Genomic DNA, 20,257 nt, shown 5'->3' with positions numbered 1-20,257 from the left:
TCATGCTTCACCCTCTTCTGTTGTTTCTTCTTGGGCTTGGTCGTCTTGATCTTCTTCAGACAATAAGCTGCCTTGGCTTGGCTCTTTGGTGTGCACTACTGCTTCACCATCACGGATCAGACGCAGCTGCGCTTCACGCATGTCATCGCCAATACGTACATCGGCACCAAAGCGGAATACCGCTTCACTGATGCTGAATTTACCGGTTTCACCGATGTTGATGATCATGCCTAGACGGCGTAGACGACGAAGTGACGTACGTACTTTTTCAAACAGCTTTTCTTTATCAAGGTCGGAACCAGTCGCACGGTTCGTCACTAGCTTCATCAGCTTGTTTTCATCTGCTAGAGCAAGCAGTTCGTCGTACAGCTCTTGGTTAGTGAAGATGCCTTCGTGCGCAAGACGCTCCGGGCTTAGGTAAAGGAAACACAATACCTTACCCACCAGCATATCCAGTTCAGAAAGAACACTACGGCCAATCAGAGACGTTGAACGTGGACGAAGGTAGAAGAAACCTTCTGGCGCTTTCACCAATTCGGTGTTGTAGCGTTGGTAGAAAGAAGAAAGCTCAAGTTCGAAATCCGACAACAACGCGTGGTTGTCTAGATCTTCACTTGAGATATGACGCCCTGCTCGAAGCATGCTGTCTAGCGCTGGGAACAGAGGGTTAGAAATTGCTTTTGCCAGATTCTCTGACATGTATTCATTAGTATCGGTCGATGACATTCGCTTGTACCTTTGCACCAAATTCGTTGATTGCTTTCCAGTCTGGCTGAACAGCTTGGTAGTCGGATTCTGAGTAACCCAGACGTACCGCCTGATCAACGACAATGCGAGCTAAATCAAAGTGATGAGTGTATGGGTGTTGTGCAAGGTAATCTCGCAGTACCACGCTCAAGTCGATTGGTGTGCCTTGATCTTTATGCGCTTTTAGCATGTCACCAATTCGCTCTGCCAACTCATCATTGACTTGTTGAAACTCTTCGTATTCTACTTCCATCGGAACTTGACCCGTTACCTCGTCATCACGCAGTACTAGGGCTTCATCACGAAGGTCAGAAAGCCTTTCCGCATCTGCATAAGTCAGATACCAAGGCGCATCGAAGTAATCTTTGACGGATTGACGCAGACGCGAGCTAAACGCACGGTTCTTATCCATATCAATAGCAGTACGGATAAACTTGTGTACGTGTCTGTCATAACCAATCCAGAGATCGATCGCTTGCTGGCCCCAGCTTGTGATTCGGTCCAGCTTCATTTGCAGACCAAACAAGGCTTCTTCGATGAACTCCAGCTCAGGGTCACCGTAAACAATTTCTTGAATATCTAGGATCTGAGTTTGCAGTTCATCACTGGCAGCTTGCAGCGTATCTTGAAGTTCACGCAACGTGCTCGACGTTTCTGACAGTAGCGCTTCACAGTTGTTGATCGCTTCACGCCAGTCTTTGTTAAGCAGATCAGCAATCTGTTGTTTAACAGACTGTTGCTGCTCATCCATCACACGTTGGTTAAGGTCGATTTGATCGAAGATCTCGCCTACAGAATATTTCAAAATTCCGTAAACGTTTTTCTTCCAGTGGCCCGGAGTGCCACCCTTTTGTGCAGCTTCAATCGCTTTTGCCATTTCATCCGCTACCATCGATAGCTGGATAGAAAGACGCAGTTTCGAGAACTCGCGATGACGCACGTAGTAGTCGGTAATTCCTATCGCTAATGGCGACAAGCGGTAAATGCTCGCTCCGTCAGTAATCTCACTGACAAAACGGCTCATAAGACGCTGCTTAACCATCTCGTTGATGGCATTGTTCGCACGGAAAGCCGAAGCTTCGCCGGTCTCATCAAAAAGTCGAGTGACGATGGCAAATGCGTCGTGCAATTCACCTTCACCCAATTCTTCATCGAACCTTTCATTACTTAGTACAGCGATGGCAATCAAAAATGCCAATCGCTCAGTGGTCAGGTTCAACGAGAAATCGTGCTGCTTAACCCAGCCAACCAACTCATCGATTGGTTGCTCTGCAGCATTGAGAGTCATCTCACTCATCGTTATTCCTGTTTATCGTTCTTCTTAGCCCACACGTGTATGTAGCGGCCTAATGAGAGGTATGGCTCTTGTCGACAAAGTTGTTTTTCTAGCGCCAACACATCTTCAAACTCGTAATCGCCCATGTATTGCATATTGCCTATGTAATCACTGAAGGAACGAATACCAGATTTGCCACAAATACTAAAACCAGAATCTTCTATCCATTGATAGACCTCTTCGGGTTTTAGGCCTTTCTGTGGCTGTAGTTTAAATCTTTTCCGGTGAGGCATGCCGTCTAAAATATGAGGAATGTTGCCACAAACCACATTTTTATAGACTAAACCGTGGTGGTTGTAGAACATGACTGATGCGATGCCTCCCGGTTTTACTTGCTCTAGAACTGTTTCAAGTGCGGCCTTAGGATCAACCAGCCACTCCATCACAGCGTGGAACATAACCAGATCGACCTGTACATCCATATGTTCACCGATGGATTGGACAGGCGAATGAATCAGGCGATACTGCTCAAGCAAACCGTTTTTTTCAATATCCTGCTTAGCCAACTGCAGCATTTCCGAAGATAGATCACATAAAGCGATTCGATGTCCGAGCTTAGCAAGCTTTTGCGACATTTGTGCCAAACCACCACCAGCGTCCAACACTTCTAGGGGTTGCTGGTCAGCATCTAATTCACTTAGAATCTGTAGAAAATCTTCCCACACAATGATTTGGCGGATCTCCCCTTTATCGGAGCCGTAAATATTTTTTGCAAATTTGTGGGCGATATCGTCGAAATTGCGGTCTTCTGTCACTTCTGCTGAGTTATCATAACGGATTGTGCCGCTATTCTGGCACAAGGAAAGCAGGAATAAAGAGGGATACCCTCATTTTTATTATCAATTGATGTTTTTTCGGACTATTTATGTATGTTTGAGCTGAAAAAAGTAGTGTCAGCCATGCTTATGCCCCTTCCGGCATTGCTGCTGATAGGCTTGTTGGGTCTTGCTCTCATTAGTTTTACTACAAAACGTAAAACTGGCTGCTTCGTTGTTCTATTCTCTTTTGTTGGCATTTTTCTTGTTGCCTTCCAACCTGTTTCAACCAAGCTTCTTATGCCGTTAGAGCGAGAGCATAAAGCCTTTTTGCCAGTTTCTGGCACCATCGACTACGTGATGGTTTTAGGGAATGGTCATGTTATCGATGACGAAATTCCACCCACCTCGCAGTTAAGCCGTGCAGCATTAATGCGCTTAACTGAGGGCATTCGTATTTTAAGAATGTATCCAGGCGCGAAATTAATCTTATCCGGCTATGCTGGCGGATCTGAAATTAGCCACGCGCGAATGATGGCGAACGTTGCCCTTGCGTTGGGAGTCGCGAAATCCGATATCATTTTATTAGAAGATGCGAAAGATACGTGGGAAGAGGCGCGTCAAGCGGCTGCATTCGTTCAACAAAAGGAGATTGTGTTAGTCACTTCTGCGAGTCACATGAGCCGTGCATTGTATGAGTTCAACGCAGCAGGCATTAAACCAATCCCAGCCCCGACCAACTTCTTAGCTATTAGCGAAATCAGTCAACCTTGGGATAAATACTCACCTAAAGCGCGTTACTTAGAACAAACAGAGCTTTATTGGCATGAGTACTTGGGCAGTATTTGGCAAAGGTTGCGTGATACTGTCGGCCAAACACCAATGGTTGAAGCAAACTAGTATTATCTTGAAGCCACAAAAAAGGAGAGCCGAAGCTCTCCTTTTTCTTTTTACGATTGAGTTATGTTCCAACTAGTCACCAGCAAACATATAGCCTTCGCCGTGTACCGTTACAAAAATCTGTGGGTTCTTAGGATCGAACTCCATTTTTGCGCGCATACGTCGAATAAGAACATCAATGGTGCGGTCATTCGGCGCATCCACTCGATGGCTGATCATGTTCAAAATACGCTCACGACTTAACACCTGGTTAGGGTAAGACGATAATGCCACCAAAAGTTCATACTCTGCTTTAGTTAGTTTTACTGGCTCACCGTTGCGGCTAAGTGCGCGACGTTGAATGTCGAATGTCCACTCCCCAAAGCGCACAATGTGCTCTTCACTGGTTTCATTCGCTTTCGAGCTGCCACTGCGCGCTGCTGAAATACGCCACAGCAAGTTTTTAACGCGAACTAACAGCTCTCTCAGTTCAAAAGGTTTTGTCACATAATCGTCAGCACCCATTTCTAGGCCTACGATTTTATCAATGCTATCCGTGCGTCCTGTTACTAATATGATACCAATATCCGATTGGCTACGTAACTCACGAGTAAGCATCAGGCCGTCTTCACCAGGCAGGTTAATATCCAGCATGATCAGGTCTACATCGCCCGCTTGCAAAACTTCACGCATTTCTGCGCCACTCTCTGCTTCGCTGACTTGGTAGCCCTCATTTTGGAAATATCCCGCAAGCTTACTACGAGTTACAACATCATCTTCTACGACTAATACGTGATAGCTCATTTACACCACTTTTCTGTCTTCTTATTATCCAAGACGTATTCTATTCATAACTAGTAACATTTCTAGTCATAGATACATTAAAACGCAAGATTTAGCGTTTTTATTGATTCAAAACAAGCTTGCCCATTGCTATTAATAAACGGTCATTTTTGACCATAAAACATAACAATTATAGTTACTGCTATTCATTTTAATTGATTACACTTAGGGGATATCCCTAATTGACTTTGTGATGCATGACTTGAAGCATCATTCAGGAGCCCAAAATGCAAGAAGTGAAAGCTTTTAATGAAAAACGCGCTGAAATTTACTGGTGGTTTTCGAGCTTGTTCGCAAAAGAACTAACAGAGAAAGAATTGGAAGCCTATCACAGTGTTGAAATTCGCAGTTTTCTCGCAGGTTTAGGTGAAAATGAGTCGCTGAAACCAGCTGTTGATAGCCTAGTTGATGCATTGAATCGGTTACAAGATCGTGAAGATGCACAACTAGAGCTTGCAGCTGACTTTTGTGAACTGTTTTTGAAGACAGAAAAATACGGCGCTCTTCCTTACGCATCCATGTACATTGGTGAATCAGGTTTACTGAATGACAAGCCAGCTGAGGAAATGGAAAAGTTGATGGCTGAATTTGGCGTTCAAGTAGACGAAAACCTAAAGGAACCTGCGGATCACTTAGCCGTTGAGCTCGACTTTCTCGGGAACATGATTATCCGCTCAAACGAGCTTGAACAAGAAAAACACATGGAAGAAGCCTTCGTTAAACAAAACGACTTTATCCAGCAACAATTGATGTCTTGGTTACCTCAGTTTTCAGACAAATGTAAAAAATTCGACGAATTTGGATTTTACTCGAGTGTCGCGAAACTATTAGTTGCATTTTGTAAACTAGACAGCGCCTACCTTCTTGGGGAATAATTGCCGCCTATTTTTAGGGAGCCTGCCTATCGGGCTTCCTGTATGCCTGAAAGTGACCAATTGTAAGTAACTTGGGTATAATATTCGTTTGCCTTAACTTAGCGCAAAGACGCTTGGTTATTTAGCAGTCAAAATGTGACTTCAAATACACAAATCTCTTGCTGAAAACATTGCTAGTCAGTCCACATAGGGCTAAAATGTGAGCGCAAACGATTAAATATGATTTATATGTAAACCGCTGAAATATAGCGGTTTTTGTGTTTTCTTAACAGGTTGATGGCAATTTCTCATCAGATAGAAAAAAGATAAAATTCATCGACCGATGCTGCTACGCACCCTTTTGTCGCACTTGGATCAACCGCTGCCGAGACACTTAGCGCCAATTTTAGATTGCTAGGTGTGAAACCATTAGAGCATCAGGTACATCCAATACGACATATTTCAGTAGCTCGATACAGGACACCATTTATGGCCACGATAAAAGACGTTGCTCGCTTAGCCGGCGTTTCCACTACGACAGTTTCGCACGTTATCAATAAAACGCGTTTCGTTGCAGAAGCAACGCAAGAAAAAGTAATGAAAGCCGTTGACGAGCTGAATTACGCGCCAAGTGCCGTTGCACGCAGCCTAAAATGCAACTCAACTCGTACGATTGGCATGTTAGTAACTCAATCAACTAACCTATTTTTCTCAGAAGTGATTGATGGCGTTGAGAGCTACTGTTACCGCCAAGGCTATACTCTGATTTTATGTAACACAGGCGGGATTTACGAAAAACAACGCGATTACATTCGTATGCTGGCTGAAAAGCGCGTTGATGGCATCCTAGTGATGTGTTCTGACTTAACCGAAGAACTAAAAGAGATGCTTGACCGTCATGCGGACATTCCTAAAGTGGTCATGGATTGGGGCCCAGAGAGCTCACAAGCAGACAAGATCATGGATAACTCAGAAGAAGGTGGCTACATTGCAACCAAACATCTGATTGACAATGGTCATACGGATATCGCTTGTCTAAGCGGTCATTTTGAAAAGCTTGCTTGCCAAGAGCGCATTGCAGGTTTCCGTCGCGCAATGAGCGAAGCGAACCTAACTGTAAATGAAGACTGGATCCTTGAAGGTAACTTTGAATGTGATACGGCCGTATTAGTTGCAGATAAAATTACCGCAATGGACAAGCGCCCGACGGCGGTATTCTGTTTTAACGACACAATGGCTCTAGGCCTAATGAGCCGCTTGCAACAAAACGGGATCAAAATTCCTGAAGATATTTCAGTGATCGGCTACGACAACATCGAGCTTGCGGAATACTTCTCTCCACCGCTAACGACTATCCACCAACCTAAACGTCGTGTTGGTAAAAATGCATTCGAAATTCTACTTGAGCGTATCAAAGATAAAGAACACGAAAAACGAATTTTCGAGATGCAACCTGAGCTTGTAATTCGAAATACTGTGAAGAAAATGAACTAAATTTCACTGTATTTAACCGTGTTAAATAAGCGCTCTACAGGGGCGCTTATTTTTTTGGAAAAATTAAGCATTCTCTAATACTTCACACCACTCTAATAACAATTGACTAACGTTAACTCCCTGTTTTATATAAATGTAATATATATTAAGAACTCCTTTTCAAAGGCCAATTTGCACCTTTCCATATGCAAAATAGAGCATTCAATCTATCATTTTTATTGAACCGAAATCACACTTTTAACGCTAAACCGTGATGTTAATTCAATATAAGAAGTATGCTCATTGTGTCACGCACAGGGCAAACCATTCGAAAGAGTGGGACGCAAAGCCTCCGGCCTGAACCATATTGCGATATGGAAGGTAGCGGGGTTACCGATGGCAAGTGTGTAAGCAATGACTTTACTCTGTAATGACATTGTTTTTACGCATGTTTGCTACTCTCTCGGACCTGACTTTTGGTGGCGTAATATTAATTACACCGAGATAACAAAACATGGATAAACCGATACTCAAAGACTCTATGAAGCTATTTGAGGCACTTGGTAATATCAAGTCGCGCTCAATGTTTGGTGGCTTCGGACTATTCGCTGATGAAACAATGTTTGCACTAGTGGTAAACAATCAGCTTCATATCAGAGCAGACCAAAAAACTTCATCTGACTTCGAGAAACAAGGGCTAAAGCCTTACGTTTATAAAAAACGTGGCTTTCCAGTCGTTACAAAGTACTACGCTATTTCCAGCGATTTATGGGAATCAAGCGAACGCTTAATCGAAGTAGCGAATCAATCATTGAAAAAGGCAAAGCTTGAGAAAGAACAGCAAGCAAGTACAAAGCCTAACCGTTTGAAAGATTTGCCTAACTTACGACTGGCTACCGAGCGCATGCTAAAAAAAGCCGGCATCGAATCCGTAGAGAAGCTTGAAGAGGAAGGTGCGCTTAACGCCTATAAAGCGATAAGAGATACGCACTCTGCAACCGTCAACATTGAGTTGCTATGGGCACTAGAAGGTGCTATCAACGGCACTCATTGGAGTGTGGTACCTCAAGCTCGCCGAGATGAGTTGATGAACGGCCTCCAATAAAAGTCGGCCTAAAAACTATCTTGTAAAACCGCAGTCTAATCTGCGGTTTTTTTGTGAAATTTTTTCGGTTTTCCTACTGTCTTATTACATATATCCCAAATTGGAATCAAAATTATGAATAAGAAACTGATATTAGGTCTCATCCTACTAGCGGCTATCGTCTTTTTAGGTATTAACTTTGGCCAGTATTTAACCTTAGAGAATGCAAAAGCCCAACAAGAAGCACTAACTACATACATCGATCAGAATTTTGTATTCTCGGCTGCGATTTACTTTTTTACCTACATTGCAATTACCGCTTTTTCTATCCCAGGAGCGGCAGTAGTCACCTTACTTGGTGCAGCCTTATTTGGTTTTTGGACAAGCTTGCTACTGGTTTCTTTCGCTAGCACTATGGGGGCAACACTGGCCTTCTTGAGCAGCCGATACTTATTGCGTGACTGGGTACAAAACAAATTCGGAAATAAACTCAACGCAATTAATCAAGGTGTCGAAAAAGACGGAGCTTTTTATCTATTTTCCTTGCGTCTAATCCCTGTATTCCCTTTCTTTCTAATCAACTTACTGATGGGCTTAACACCGATGTCTGTAGGTCGATTTTATCTCACTAGCCAAATAGGTATGCTGCCAGGCACAGCCGTATATCTGAATGCAGGTACTCAATTAGCAACAATTGAAAGCCTATCGGGCATTGTTTCACCCGCAGTATTAGCGTCTTTTGCGCTATTGGGACTATTTCCAATCATCACTAAATGGGTTATGAATAAAGTAAGGCCGACACCAAGTCAGCAAAACTCGTAATTGGTGAAGTGGGTATTTTGATGAAAATATTTATCGCTAAAAACCCAGCAGAAGCACACATTGTATGTGAGCTGCTTAAAGTGGAACAAATTTACTGTGAAGTTCGCGGAGAAGGTATTTTCGGCTTAAAAGGAGAACTGCCGTTTGGTGATGATACCGATCCTTATGTGTGGCTTTTTGACACGGCACAAAAGATGAAAGCTGAAGAAATAGTAAAAGCATATCGAAAACAATCCGATAGGCATGAGTATCAAGATTGGCAATGCCCAAAATGTCATGAAATAAACGAAGGGCAATTTGGTGCATGTTGGCAATGTGGATATCAACTAGGAGAGCTATAGCGGCTCTCCTATTCAGTGGATGCACTCAGTTTTAAGCACATACAGCTTGCTGTTTAATAAACTCGATGGAGTGTTGATTGAAGTCTTCTGGACGCTCTACATTGCATACATGACCACAATTCGGGATTTCTCGTAGAATGCTGAGCTTATGTGCTGCAACCATTTCTTTGACAGGTTTAATAAACATGTAATCCCTGTCGCCCATTAAGTAAAGAGTCGGAATGGGTAACTCTCGATCTTTAAAATATTTCATTAACGGATTTACATCAGCGGCAAGAATAAACCAACGTTTAAATTCTTTTTGGCAAAGCTTCTTGGCTTCGCGAATAAAAAGGTGGCGAGATTCTCGTTGGCTTCTTTGAGGCATAACAATATAAGCGAACAGTTTGTAGAGCCACATGTACGGCAGGATATGCTTACAAAAATTACCTAATTTCACCAATATCTGAGAACGAGTGTTAAGCCTTGTGACAGCACCGCCGAGCACCATCGAACGTACGCGCTCTGATGACAATTCAGCAAGGTTTCGAACAATAATAGTACCAAGCGACATACCGACAAAATGAGCGGATTGGATCTTTAAATGGTCCAATACTTTCAAAATATCTTGGGTAACCTCCGTAAAGGTATAACGGCTAGCAATGAGCTCTTTAAGTAACTGATTTGACTTTCCATGACCTCTTAAATCGATCAGCAATAAGTTAAAGTGTTGCTTGTAAGCTTTAATTTGCTTGAACCAGATAGAAGAGCTACCACCAGCACCGTGCACAAATACAACCCACTCATTACTAGTAGGGTGCAAATAAGTTTTATGAAAAAGTAGCGGCTGGGTCATATTCAGTATCAAAAAGATCGTGCTATTGAGTAAAAAGCCATCCTACCACACTCCCCTTACTCAAGATAATAAAGGCACCTCATTCGGCGCCTTTCGTTACAATTTTAAGTCAAACTAACGCTGAGTGGTAAAGCTGCAAATAAGATTCTGCGGCCTTTTGCCAGCAAAAGTCTTGTTGCATCGCGTGCAACTGTACTTTATTCACTTCAGGCTCGTTTTGAGCGTAGAGCAACAGTGCCCTTAGCATCGTTAACAACAATGCCTGCGGTGTCGGTTCGAAAAAAACAAACCCCGTTGCTTCAGATGGGTTTACATCATAATCGCTAACGCTGTCCTTTAAGCCACCAACACCGCGTACTATCGGCAATGTACCGTAAGCCATACTATAGATTTGGTTTAAACCACATGGTTCAAACTCAGAAGGCATCAAGAAGAAATCAGAACCAGCTTCAACGATATGCGCAAGTTCATTGTCATACGCTTCTACAAAGGCAAATTTGCTAGAAAACTGCGCGGCAACCTCTCGTAGCTGAGCGGCAAGAACAGGGTCTCCGGTCCCAACGACAACTAGCTGAACATCGTGCTTCAAAAAATCGGCCAAAGCAGGCAACAAGTAATGAACGCCTTTCTGCTGGGTCAACCGACAAACCATACCGAACATAGCTACATTTTTTTCAGGCAAATTTAGTCGTTGTTGTAATGCTTTTTTACAAGCTTTCTTCCCTTGCGACATACTTTGCTGGTCGGCGCAGTAATTAACTGGCAAGTAAGTATCCGTTTCCGGGTTCCAAGCACTGTAATCACAACCGTTCAAAATACCAACTAAGTCCTGCGCGCGTTGCTGAAACTCCCAAGCCATTCCATGACTGCCAAGCTCTGTTTTGAGTTCCTCTGCGTACGTAGGGCTGACCGCGTTTATCTTATCTGCATTCATTACACCAGCTTTGAGCATCGTAATATGCGTTGCACTCACCGCAGCATCGGGAACGTTTCTACAATGAAACTCTGGCAAACACTGCACGTCTTCATAACTAAATACGCCTTTAAAGACCGCATTGTGAATTGAAATGACGCTTTTAGTATGAGCAAAAAACGGATCATTGCCATACCTGTGCTTGAGCAAAAATGGAACAAGACCTGTGTGCCAATCGTTCGCGTGTATGATATTAGGTTGAAAGGCGAGCTTGGGTAACATGTCGAGACATGCTGCACTAAAAAACGCAAAGCGCTCGCCGTTATCAGTATACGCTTGGTTGTTCTCCGCATACATTGATGGTCGATTGAAATACGGCGGACAATCAATCAGGTAAACAGGATTTTGACCTAACATGAGCCGCAAAACTCGATACTCCGTATGCGGCCATGATGTTAATTCTGTTTCTAATACAACTTCTGCGTCTGCGAGTTTATCAATACTGCTGTACGCAGGGATGGTAATTCTTACGTCTTGCTGTAGGTTTTGAAGGGCTTCCGGTAGTGCCTTGGCAACATCTGCCAAGCCACCACTTTTAATGAGGCCTTCAACCTCAGAAGCTACAAACAGAATAGATAAGTTGTTAGTAGCCAACTCGAGCTCCTTTCGGAATAACAACAATGCCCTCCTCAGACACGTGGAAGTGTTTTTTATCTTCTTGAAGATTCACACCAATCTGAGTACCAGGAGCAATATCGGCATCCTTGTCGACAATCACACGACGTAAAACACAGCCTTCGCCAATTTTTACGTCACCAAGAAGTATACATTCGCTGATATCGCAAGCAGAAGCAATATTACTGCGAAAACCAAGCACCGACTTTTCGATTCTTGAGCCTCTAACATAGCTGCCATTACACACTAAACTATCGATTATCTGCACACGACCATTATCAGAGTCGGTAAATGTCGCAGGTGGCAATGGTGGGTAGTAGGTGTGCAATGGCCATTTACGGTTGTACAGCGAAAATGGAGCATCTTTTTCTAGCAGATCCATATGCGCTTGCCAGTACGCATCAATAGTTCCGACATCACGCCAGTACACCTCTTCTTTTTCGCCACTGATTTTGTTGGTACTGAAGTCATACACGAACACATCACCTCTAGGGAACATCTTTGGAATGATGTCCTTTCCAAAATCATGTGATGAAGCTTCATTATCCGCATCTTCGACCAACTCTGAGAACAGTACCTGAGCTTCAAAAACATAGTTACCCATTGAAACTAAAGCGTAATCAGGGTCACCAGGAATCGACTTTGGATTTGCTGGTTTTTCTTCAAAGCCAATCATACGACCTTCACTATCCACTTCGATAACCCCAAATTGCGACGCCTCTTTTAGTGGCATGCGCAATGCAGATACCGTCAGAGAAGCCTGCTTTTCTGAGTGGAAGTTCAGCATTTGTTTGATATCCATCTTATAGATATGGTCAGAGCCAAAAATACAAACTTGCTCTGGTTCCTCTAATTCCATAAAACGCAGGTTTTGATAGATCGCGTCCGCCGTCCCTTCGTACCAACGTTTACCAGTACGCATTTGAGCGGGAATAGGATCGATAAAGCGGTCTGTAATGCCGTTGATGTTCCACCCCTTTTTTAAGTGATGGAATAAAGATTGAGATTTAAATTGGGTTAGGACGTAAATGCGCATCAGATCCGCATTAACAAAATTGTTTAGAGCAAAATCGATCAATCGATAACTACCACCAAACGGTACCGAAGGTTTACTGCGAGATTCCGTTAAAGGTCTCAAACGAGAGCCTTCACCACCAGCAAGAATCATTCCCAAAACACCAGCCATTTGTTGTTCTCCATATCGTTATAGCTTGGATTTGGTACTCGCTTGAATGAGTCATACTCGGGGAGTCAAGCGAATACATTTAGCAACCGTCTCTGAGTTTCTGTGAACTCTTACAACACGGATAAAAAAGCTACGGCACTTCCAGTATGCAACGTCCACTCTTTCCTTATTTTTTGACGCAAACAATGCACACAGTTGCACTAATTTTTGTAATAAATTATCTAAGCGGGTTCTAAATTACAATTTTTAATACGCCATTCTGTGTACCATACAGCTCTTGCGTACTCAAGACGATATCTAGATCACACATGGAAAAGCAAACGATTACATTGTGAAAACAATTTACGAACGGATTCACTACACCACCGATTTTTTAGCCCAATGTATAACAAATATGTGAATGCAAAATGAAAGTTACAACGAATATTTTTTACATAAAAAATACATCAGCGACTACGAAATATTGATGCTGGGATCTTCTCGCGTCAGCAAAACTCAGTCAAAGCAGCAAAGATCTATACGAACAACACAGTGGCCTTTACGCAAAAACAAAACGCAAAAAAGGCAGCGATATCGCTGCCTTTTTACATTACTTAGATCGTACGTTATTATGCTTTCGCTTTTTTACGCTTATCAGTGACTTCCCACTTACCGTCAACAAAGAGCGCTGTCCAACCAGATGGTTTGCCATTCTCTTCCGAACGAACGTAGTTCTCTTTTGTTTTGCGACTAAAGCGTACGACTGCAGGACGACCATCAGGATCTTCTTGCGGTGCGGTCGCTAGGTATTTGAACTTCTCAGGTAAACGCTCTTCAAAACGTGCCAGTTCAGCAACCAAAGGAGCACGTGTCTCGCGCGATTTCGGGAAGTTGCTTGCCGCCATAAATAGACCTGAAGCACCATCACGAAGTACGAAATACGCATCTGAGTTTTCACATGGCAACTCGGGGAAATGAACAGGATCTTCTTTCGGTGGCGCGACTTCGCCATTCTTAAGAATCTTACGAGTGTTCTTACACGTTTCGCTCGTACAATCCATGTATTTACCAAAGCGACCGTTCTTAAGCACCATATCAGAGCCACATTTGTCACACTCAACAACTGGACCATCGTAGCCTTTTACTTTGAACTCGCCGTATTCAACAAGGTAGCCTTCACAATTCGGGTTATTACCACAAACATGCATCTTACGCTTGTCATCAATCAGGTATGCGTCCATCGCTGTTTCACAGATCGGACAACGCTTTTTAGCACGAAGAGCTGCGGTTTCAACGTCTTCTTCTAGAACGTTAATAATACCTTCTTCGTCACCCAAGTTGATGGTTGTCTTACAACGCTCTTTTGGTGGTAACGCGTAACCTGAACAGCCTAAGAACACACCTGTCGAAGCAGTACGGATGCCCATTGGACGGCTACACGTCGGACACTCGATATCCGTCATGACGATGTGGTTTAACTTCATACCGCCTTCTGACTCATCCAGCTCCGCTTTTTCAAGATCGCCAGTAAAATCAGCAAAGAAGTTGTCTAACACAGCTTTCCAGTTCACTTCACCTTCAGCGATTTGGTCCAATTTCTGTTCCATACGCGCAGTAAAGTCGTAGTTCATCAAATCGTTAAAGCTGTCATCAAGGCGGTCAGTAACAATTTCACCCATTTTTTCAGCGTAGAAACGGCGCTGATCAACTTTCACGTAGCCACGATCTTGAATCGTAGAAATGATCGATGCGTAAGTCGACGGACGACCAATACCTCGTTTCTCCAGCTCTTTAACCAGTGCTGCTTCAGTGTAGCGCGCAGGTGGCTTTGTAAAGTGCTGTTTAGGGTCAAGTGACTCTAAGCTTAGCTTATCGCCAAGTTGTACCGCAGGAAGGATTGTATCCTCGTTTTTGCCCATTGGACGCTGTACACGAGTCCAGCCGTCAAATTTAAGGATACGGCCTTTCGCTTTAAGCGTGTATTCTGCCGCTTTTACACTGATGGTTGTTGAATCGTATTCTGCTGGCGTCATTTGACACGCTACAAACTGATTCCAAATCAAAGCGTAAAGTTTGTGCGCATCAGCATCGACACCTTGCAGGTCTTCCGCCTTAACACCCACATTTGAAGGACGGATCGCTTCGTGCGCTTCCTGTGCCCCTTCTTTGCTACCGTACGTCAATGGTTTCGCTGGCAGGTACTTATCACCAAACTCAGAACCAATAAAGTCACGTACAGCGTCCACAGCCTCGGCACTTAGGTTAGTCGAGTCAGTACGCATGTAAGTGATGTAACCGGCCTCATAGAGGCGCTGAGCTAGCATCATGGTCTTTTTCACGCCGTAGCCCAGACGTGTACTCGCTGCCTGTTGAAGCGTAGAGGTGATGTAAGGTGCTGAAGGCTTGCTCTTTGTAGGACGGTCTTCACGCTTACATACTTCGTAACTTGCATTCTCAAGTACAGACATCGCTGCTTTGGTTTCTGCCTCATTAACTGGCTTAAACGCAGAACCGTCTTTCTGCGCAACAAGCAGTTTAAAGTCCGCTTTGTCTTTCGTTTTCGTATTCGCATGAATGTCCCAGAATTCTTCTGGTACAAACGCGTTAATCTCACGCTCACGCTCAACTAACAATTTCACCGCAACAGACTGCACTCGACCAGCAGATAAGCCACGAGCTACTTTTTTCCAAAGTAAAGGTGAAACCATAAAACCAACGACACGGTCCATGAAGCGACGTGCTTGTTGGGCATTTACACCATCCATGTTCAGCTCGCCAGGTGTCTGGAAAGCTTGTTGGATCGCGTTTTTCGTAATTTCGTTAAAAACTACACGTTTGTATCGCTCTTCATCGCCACCGATGATCTCACGAAGGTGCCATGCGATTGCTTCCCCTTCGCGGTCCAAATCGGTTGCGAGATAAACGCAATCTGCGTCTTTGGCGAGTTTTTGTAGTTCGTTGACAACTTTTTCTTTGCCTGGAAGGATTTGGTAATTCGCTTCCCAGTCATGATATGGGTTAATCCCCATCTTTTTGATCAACGCTTTGCGGTCTTTCTCTTTTTTAACGCGCGCTTTCTCTTCCGGACTCATCCCTTTAGTTGAGATGGCTGCGGCTTTTTTCTCACCAGTGCTTTGACCGGCCGTAGGCAGATCACGCACATGACCAACACTAGACTTAACAATAAAGTCTTTACCAAGGTACTTATTTATCGTCTTTGCCTTGGCTGGTGACTCCACTATAACGAGTGATTTACCCATAACTGACTCTAACGTCCTTCATAATAATGCGGGTAGAAGCCTTGTTTAAAGGCCACCCGCATAATGTTCTATTTCATTGCTTCTTTTTTTACTATTGTGCGAGATGAAAAGAAGATCAACTGCTTTTTTGAAATTCAGATCCGATTGGTTGACAATTCATCGTCTTTATACTTCAAAGAGACAGGGTTCTGAAAGGTATTGAGCGGCATATCTAAACAGGCAAACTTAGCATCCGCTAATCCAATGCAATAAATTTTGTTACCCATCACAAAATAGTTTGGTTCAATGCTCTGCCATCTTCCTCCGCATCATGCTTATACTCTAAAAATTGATCTGTTTAGTCTTACTGAACGATTGACTGAATTAATCATGCAAACCCATTTTAGTTGTAGGTATACTCAGCGTTCTTAACTGAATAGGATGGTAGAAAGAATATGTCTGATAGAACGTTTATCGAAGAGTTCGACCTTCTTTTGATCGCTAACCAAATCATCCAAGAGCACGATGATTACATCGAGGGAATGCGAGCAACAAGTGTAGAAGAAAAAGAAGGTGTTTTAGTTTTTAAAGGTGAATACTTCCTTGATGACAAAGGTTTACCAACTTCAAATACGACTGCAGTATTCAATATGTTCAAATACTTAGCGCATCACCTTTCTAAGGAATTTACGCTGGTTAAATAGTATTGGGAAACAAAAAAGCCAGAGTGTTATTCACTCTGGCTTTCCTGTTTCAGGTCAGAATATTTAGCAGCTCAAAGCCTTAAGTTTGTCGAAGTAGTCAGGGAACGTTTTCGACGTACACTTTGGATCGTTAATCGTCACAGGCGTATCACTAAGTGCCACCAGCGAAAAACACATCGCCATTCGATGATCATCGTAAGTATCAATCGCAGCATGCTTTAACTGAGAGACAGGTTTGACGATGATGTAGTCTTCCCCTTCTTCCACTTCCGCACCGACTTTACGTAACTCAGTCGCCATAGCTGACAAACGGTCTGTTTCTTTTACACGCCAGTTATAAACGTTACGAATAGCGGTAGTGCCTTCGGCAAATAGCGCTGTTGTCGCGATGGTCATTGCAGCATCAGGGATATGGTTGTAATCCATATCGATGCCTTTCAATTGACCAACACGTGAAATTACGTAGTCATCACCCCATTCAATTTCTGCACCCATTTTTTCAAGCGCATCAGCAAATTGAATATCACCTTGAATGCTGTTTTTACCGATACCCGTGACTTTAACTTCTCCGCCTTTGATGGCTGCCGCCGCCAAGAAGTAAGAAGCAGAAGACGCGTCACCTTCAACCAAGAAATCACCTGGAGCGATGTATTGCTGACCGGCTGGGATCACAAACTCTTGATAGTCATTGTTGATCACATCGACTCCAAACTGCTTCATGATATGCAGGGTGATATCGATATAAGGCTTAGAAACCAAATCGCCTTCGATGTTGATGCGAATTTCACCTTCAGCCAATGGCGCAGACATTAAGAAAGCGGTCAAGAACTGACTTGAAATGGACCCATCGATAGAAACTGTACCTGCTTTTAGGCCAGTACCAATTATTTTGAGAGGCGGAAAGTTCTCGTTTTCCATGTACTCAACGTTCGCACCAGCATCTTTCAGTGCCGTGACAAGGTGACCAATTGGACGCTCTTTCATACGAGGTTCGCCCGTCAGTACATACTCCCCTTCTCCAAGACAAAGAGCCGCAGCTAATGGTCGCATCGCAGTGCCAGCATTGCCGAGAAATAACTCTACCGGCTCTGAGACAGAAAACGGACGCCCAAGGCCTTCAACGAGACATTCTGTTTTATCTTCGGAAAGTTGGTATTGAACGCCTAGTTTAGTCAGCGCATTCAGCATATGACGAATATCATCACTGTCGAGGAGATTAGTAAGGCGAGTTCTGCCTTTAGCAAGAGCAGCAAGTAAAAGAGCTCGATTAGAAACGCTTTTAGAGCCAGGAAGGTTCACTTCCCCTTGAATTTTATTGATAGGTTGTAACGTTAGGCTTTCCATTAAAAGTTGATAATCCTTTGTGCCCTCAACATACGATTTTTATGAGGGCTAAACAATTCTTCGTGAATTCAGACTACCCAAAAAAACACGACAAAACCAGAGTAAATCGGCGCTAATTTATGAATATCCTCAAGCAGCCTAAAGATACAGAATTAAAGGCATTGCCAGCGATGTAAATCAGAGCGAAAGAAGCACGGCGAAACAGCAAACTATTTCGACTTTATTTGACTATAAGCCAGCCCGACTGTACATGCCTGATTAGGCTTCGTTAGACTAAAACAACCTAGGGTTAATAAGTGATATCAACCCTGACTCCATCATCAAAATATAAAATACGAACTTCATCCCCTCGACTAAATAACATATTTTTATCAACATCTTGGATGACATTAATTAGCTTATCACCCTTCACTTTGATGAGTAGCTCAACTAACTTATATTCAACCGTGTATTGGTAATTACTTTGGTTTTGAGCAACTGCGGCACCAGCAAGCGCGCCCACTGCCGTCGCGACTTCTCTTCCCGTACCGCCACCAAATTGATTACCGACTAAACCACCGATAGTGGCACCAAGTAGTGTCTTCCAACCGTTACTTTTCGATTGAACAACCTCTTGTTGAGTAATATAACGGACAGAGTCAATCTTCCCGTAAACTACTTCATTAACTGGCTTGGCAACATTTCTTTCATAGGCTGCGTTGGCGACAAGTGGTAAAAACAGTATGATCCCAAGCCATACTTTTACGATATTTCTTAACCAGGTCATCATAAACTCCTCTGACTCCAATGTTGGTAACGACTTCTTATGGCTATTTATTTAACTGAACTCGATGAAACGTTCAACTTTCCCTCACCCTATAAAGCACTCAGCGACCCCAATGGTTTGCTGGCTTTTGGTGGTGACTTAAACCCCATGAGAATCCTCAATGGTTACTATCAAGGCATTTTCCCTTGGTATGGTCCTGGTGAACCTATTTTATGGTGGAGCCCTTCTCCGCGCGCCGTGTTTGACCCATTACAGTTTAAGCCATCTAAAAGTCTCAAAAAATTTCAGCGTAAACATAACTATAAAGTAACACTCAATTTCGCGACAGAAGAAGTGATTAGACTATGTTCTTCAACACGCCCTGCAGAGGAAACATGGCTCAACGAGGAAATGCAAGCTTCCTACATTGAGTTAGCCAAACTTGGTCACTGTCACTCTGTAGAAGTATGGCATGACAACAACCTGATTGGCGGACTATATGGCATTTGCGTGGGCCAACTTTTTTGCGGAGAGTCGATGTTTAGTCTAAAAGATAACGCATCCAAAATTGCATTGTGGTACTTATGCAACCATTTGGCGTCAAAGCAAGGTCAATTAATCGATTGCCAAGTTATGAATTCTCACTTGGCATCACTTGGCGCATTTGAACTTGAGCGTGACGAATTTATGCAAAAACTACTATCTTTAAGAGAAAAGCAAACACTATTTGATGCCTATCAGCCCCAAGTTTTGCAGGATTCAGTATGAGTACGGATATACAACATATTCGAATAGGGTTGACGAATAATCACCCTTGTAGTTATTTGCCTGAACGGCAAGAGCGGGTTGCGGTGGCGCTTGATGAAAGGCTGCATACTGAAGAAAATTACCAGTTGCTCATGGCTAACGGTTTTCGTCGTAGCGGAGATACCATATATAAACCGCATTGCGAGCATTGCACCGCTTGCCAGCCAATTCGAGTCTCGATTCCAGACGTTAGACTATCAAAAAGTCAGAAGAGGCTGCTTAATAAAGCACAGTCTTTACGCTGGGAAATGAAACCTGAAATGGATGAGGAATGGTTTGAGCTTTACAGTCGGTACATCTGCAAACGGCATAAAAACGGCACAATGTACCCACCAAAGCGTGATGAGTTTGCTCGATTTGCTCAAACCAGCTGGCTGACAACGTCGTTTTTACACATTTACGATGAATCAGATCAATTGCTTGCCATTGCAGTGACAGATTTGATGCCACAATGCTCGAGTGCTTTTTATACTTTCTTTGACCCTGACTACGAGTTATCTCTTGGGACATTAGCGGTGCTTTATCAAATTAAATACTGCCAAGAAAACAAACAACAGTGGCTATATTTGGGATATCAGATTGATGAGTGCCCAGCAATGAGCTACAAAACACGCTTTCAACGCCACCAAAGGCTAGTAAATCAGCGTTGGCGAGGGTAGAATACGCCTCAACTTTACATAATTACTATTTAGCGGC

Annotated in this window: 19 protein-coding genes and 1 riboswitch; of the genes, 9 read left to right on the top strand and 10 right to left on the bottom strand. The window is 43.3% G+C overall.

Going from position 1 to position 20,257, the window contains the following annotated elements; genetic code table 11:
* From mukE to cmoM, 3 genes are read right to left on the bottom strand one after another with little or no spacing between them, the layout of a single operon-like run.
* Positions 1 to 726 (bottom strand): chromosome partition protein MukE, encoded by a 726-nt coding sequence (gene mukE / locus H9L11_RS12155; RefSeq protein WP_005378379.1) that lies wholly within the window; start codon positions 724 to 726, stop codon positions 1 to 3.
* Positions 707 to 2,044, bottom strand: coding sequence for a chromosome partition protein MukF (mukF, locus tag H9L11_RS12150; protein WP_009707095.1), 1,338 nt, complete (start codon positions 2,042 to 2,044; stop codon positions 707 to 709). Before mukF ends, mukE begins: the two co-directional genes overlap by 20 nt.
* A 2-nt stretch (positions 2,045 to 2,046) precedes the next feature.
* Complete coding sequence (gene cmoM / locus H9L11_RS12145; protein WP_033905340.1) at positions 2,047 to 2,838, bottom strand: tRNA uridine 5-oxyacetic acid(34) methyltransferase CmoM; 792 nt, start codon at positions 2,836 to 2,838, stop codon at positions 2,047 to 2,049.
* Positions 2,839 to 2,952: 114 nt separating this feature from the next.
* On the opposite strand from cmoM, the gene elyC reads away from it, so the two are divergent.
* On the top strand, positions 2,953 to 3,738 hold the full coding sequence (elyC, locus tag H9L11_RS12140) for an envelope biogenesis factor ElyC (protein ID WP_005387893.1): 786 nt from the start codon (positions 2,953 to 2,955) through the stop codon (positions 3,736 to 3,738).
* A 72-nt stretch (positions 3,739 to 3,810) separates the two neighbouring features.
* Here the strand turns inward: elyC and torR are convergent, their stop codons facing one another.
* Positions 3,811 to 4,521 (bottom strand): two-component system response regulator TorR, encoded by a 711-nt coding sequence (gene torR / locus H9L11_RS12135; protein ID WP_005378370.1) that lies wholly within the window; start codon positions 4,519 to 4,521, stop codon positions 3,811 to 3,813.
* 266 nt (positions 4,522 to 4,787) lie between these two features.
* Between torR and torD the strand changes: the two genes are divergently transcribed.
* From torD to H9L11_RS12110, 5 genes are all read left to right on the top strand, one after another.
* Positions 4,788 to 5,435 (top strand): molecular chaperone TorD, encoded by a 648-nt coding sequence (gene torD, locus H9L11_RS12130; RefSeq protein WP_005378369.1) that lies wholly within the window; start codon positions 4,788 to 4,790, stop codon positions 5,433 to 5,435.
* A 468-nt stretch (positions 5,436 to 5,903) separates the two neighbouring features.
* Positions 5,904 to 6,908 carry an HTH-type transcriptional repressor PurR gene (purR, locus tag H9L11_RS12125; protein ID WP_205390781.1) on the top strand — a complete coding sequence of 335 codons (1,005 nt, stop codon included), beginning with the start codon at positions 5,904 to 5,906 and terminating at the stop codon, positions 6,906 to 6,908.
* Positions 6,909 to 7,195: 287 nt separating this feature from the next.
* A riboswitch (cyclic di-GMP riboswitch) is annotated at positions 7,196 to 7,285 on the top strand.
* Positions 7,286 to 7,401: 116 nt separating this feature from the next.
* Positions 7,402 to 7,992: a TfoX/Sxy family DNA transformation protein gene (locus H9L11_RS12120; RefSeq protein WP_005378367.1), complete on the top strand. Its 591-nt coding sequence runs from the start codon at positions 7,402 to 7,404 to the stop codon at positions 7,990 to 7,992.
* A gap of 114 nt (positions 7,993 to 8,106) precedes the next feature.
* Positions 8,107 to 8,793: a TVP38/TMEM64 family protein gene (locus H9L11_RS12115; RefSeq protein WP_005378366.1), complete on the top strand. Its 687-nt coding sequence runs from the start codon at positions 8,107 to 8,109 to the stop codon at positions 8,791 to 8,793.
* A 20-nt stretch (positions 8,794 to 8,813) separates the two neighbouring features.
* Positions 8,814 to 9,134, top strand: a complete 321-nt coding sequence (locus H9L11_RS12110) for a DUF2007 domain-containing protein (RefSeq protein ID WP_017820033.1) — start codon at positions 8,814 to 8,816, stop codon at positions 9,132 to 9,134.
* A 31-nt stretch (positions 9,135 to 9,165) separates the two neighbouring features.
* Here H9L11_RS12110 and H9L11_RS12105 read toward each other — a convergent pair whose 3' ends face one another.
* From H9L11_RS12105 to topA, 4 genes are all read right to left on the bottom strand, one after another.
* Positions 9,166 to 9,969 (bottom strand): alpha/beta hydrolase, encoded by an 804-nt coding sequence (locus H9L11_RS12105; RefSeq protein ID WP_017820032.1) that lies wholly within the window; start codon positions 9,967 to 9,969, stop codon positions 9,166 to 9,168.
* Positions 9,970 to 10,078: 109 nt separating this feature from the next.
* Complete coding sequence (gene glgA, locus H9L11_RS12100) at positions 10,079 to 11,536, bottom strand: glycogen synthase GlgA (protein ID WP_017820031.1); 1,458 nt, start codon at positions 11,534 to 11,536, stop codon at positions 10,079 to 10,081.
* Complete coding sequence (gene glgC / locus H9L11_RS12095; RefSeq protein ID WP_017634726.1) at positions 11,526 to 12,743, bottom strand: glucose-1-phosphate adenylyltransferase; 1,218 nt, start codon at positions 12,741 to 12,743, stop codon at positions 11,526 to 11,528. The genes glgA and glgC overlap by 11 nt, the downstream gene beginning before the upstream one ends.
* 608 nt (positions 12,744 to 13,351) lie before the next feature.
* A complete protein-coding gene (topA, locus tag H9L11_RS12090; RefSeq protein ID WP_005378351.1) occupies positions 13,352 to 15,982 on the bottom strand; it encodes a type I DNA topoisomerase in 2,631 nt (876 codons plus the stop codon).
* Positions 15,983 to 16,416: 434 nt separating this feature from the next.
* Between topA and H9L11_RS12085 the strand changes: the two genes are divergently transcribed.
* On the top strand, positions 16,417 to 16,665 hold the full coding sequence (locus H9L11_RS12085) for a YciN family protein (RefSeq protein ID WP_005387884.1): 249 nt from the start codon (positions 16,417 to 16,419) through the stop codon (positions 16,663 to 16,665).
* A gap of 63 nt (positions 16,666 to 16,728) precedes the next feature.
* Here the strand turns inward: H9L11_RS12085 and aroA are convergent, their stop codons facing one another.
* Together aroA and H9L11_RS12075 are read right to left on the bottom strand one after the other, a co-directional pair.
* Entirely contained in the window at positions 16,729 to 18,009 is a 1,281-nt protein-coding gene (gene aroA / locus H9L11_RS12080) for a 3-phosphoshikimate 1-carboxyvinyltransferase (protein ID WP_005387883.1), read from the bottom strand.
* Positions 18,010 to 18,298: 289 nt separating this feature from the next.
* Positions 18,299 to 18,775, bottom strand: a complete 477-nt coding sequence (locus tag H9L11_RS12075; protein ID WP_005378348.1) for a glycine zipper 2TM domain-containing protein — start codon at positions 18,773 to 18,775, stop codon at positions 18,299 to 18,301.
* Positions 18,776 to 18,814: 39 nt separating this feature from the next.
* Here H9L11_RS12075 and aat point away from each other — a divergent pair, with 39 nt between their 5' ends.
* Positions 18,815 to 19,522, top strand: a complete 708-nt coding sequence (gene aat / locus H9L11_RS12070; protein WP_005387881.1) for a leucyl/phenylalanyl-tRNA--protein transferase — start codon at positions 18,815 to 18,817, stop codon at positions 19,520 to 19,522.
* Positions 19,519 to 20,220 carry an arginyltransferase gene (locus H9L11_RS12065; RefSeq protein ID WP_005378346.1) on the top strand — a complete coding sequence of 234 codons (702 nt, stop codon included), beginning with the start codon at positions 19,519 to 19,521 and terminating at the stop codon, positions 20,218 to 20,220. Before aat ends, H9L11_RS12065 begins: the two co-directional genes overlap by 4 nt.
* The last annotated feature ends 37 nt before the right edge of the window (positions 20,221 to 20,257 follow it).

It is taken from the genome of Vibrio sp. sp1, assembly GCF_016920955.1.
Lineage (GTDB): Bacteria > Pseudomonadota > Gammaproteobacteria > Enterobacterales > Vibrionaceae > Vibrio > Vibrio alginolyticus.
This window is presented reverse-complemented; position numbering and strand designations above follow the sequence as displayed.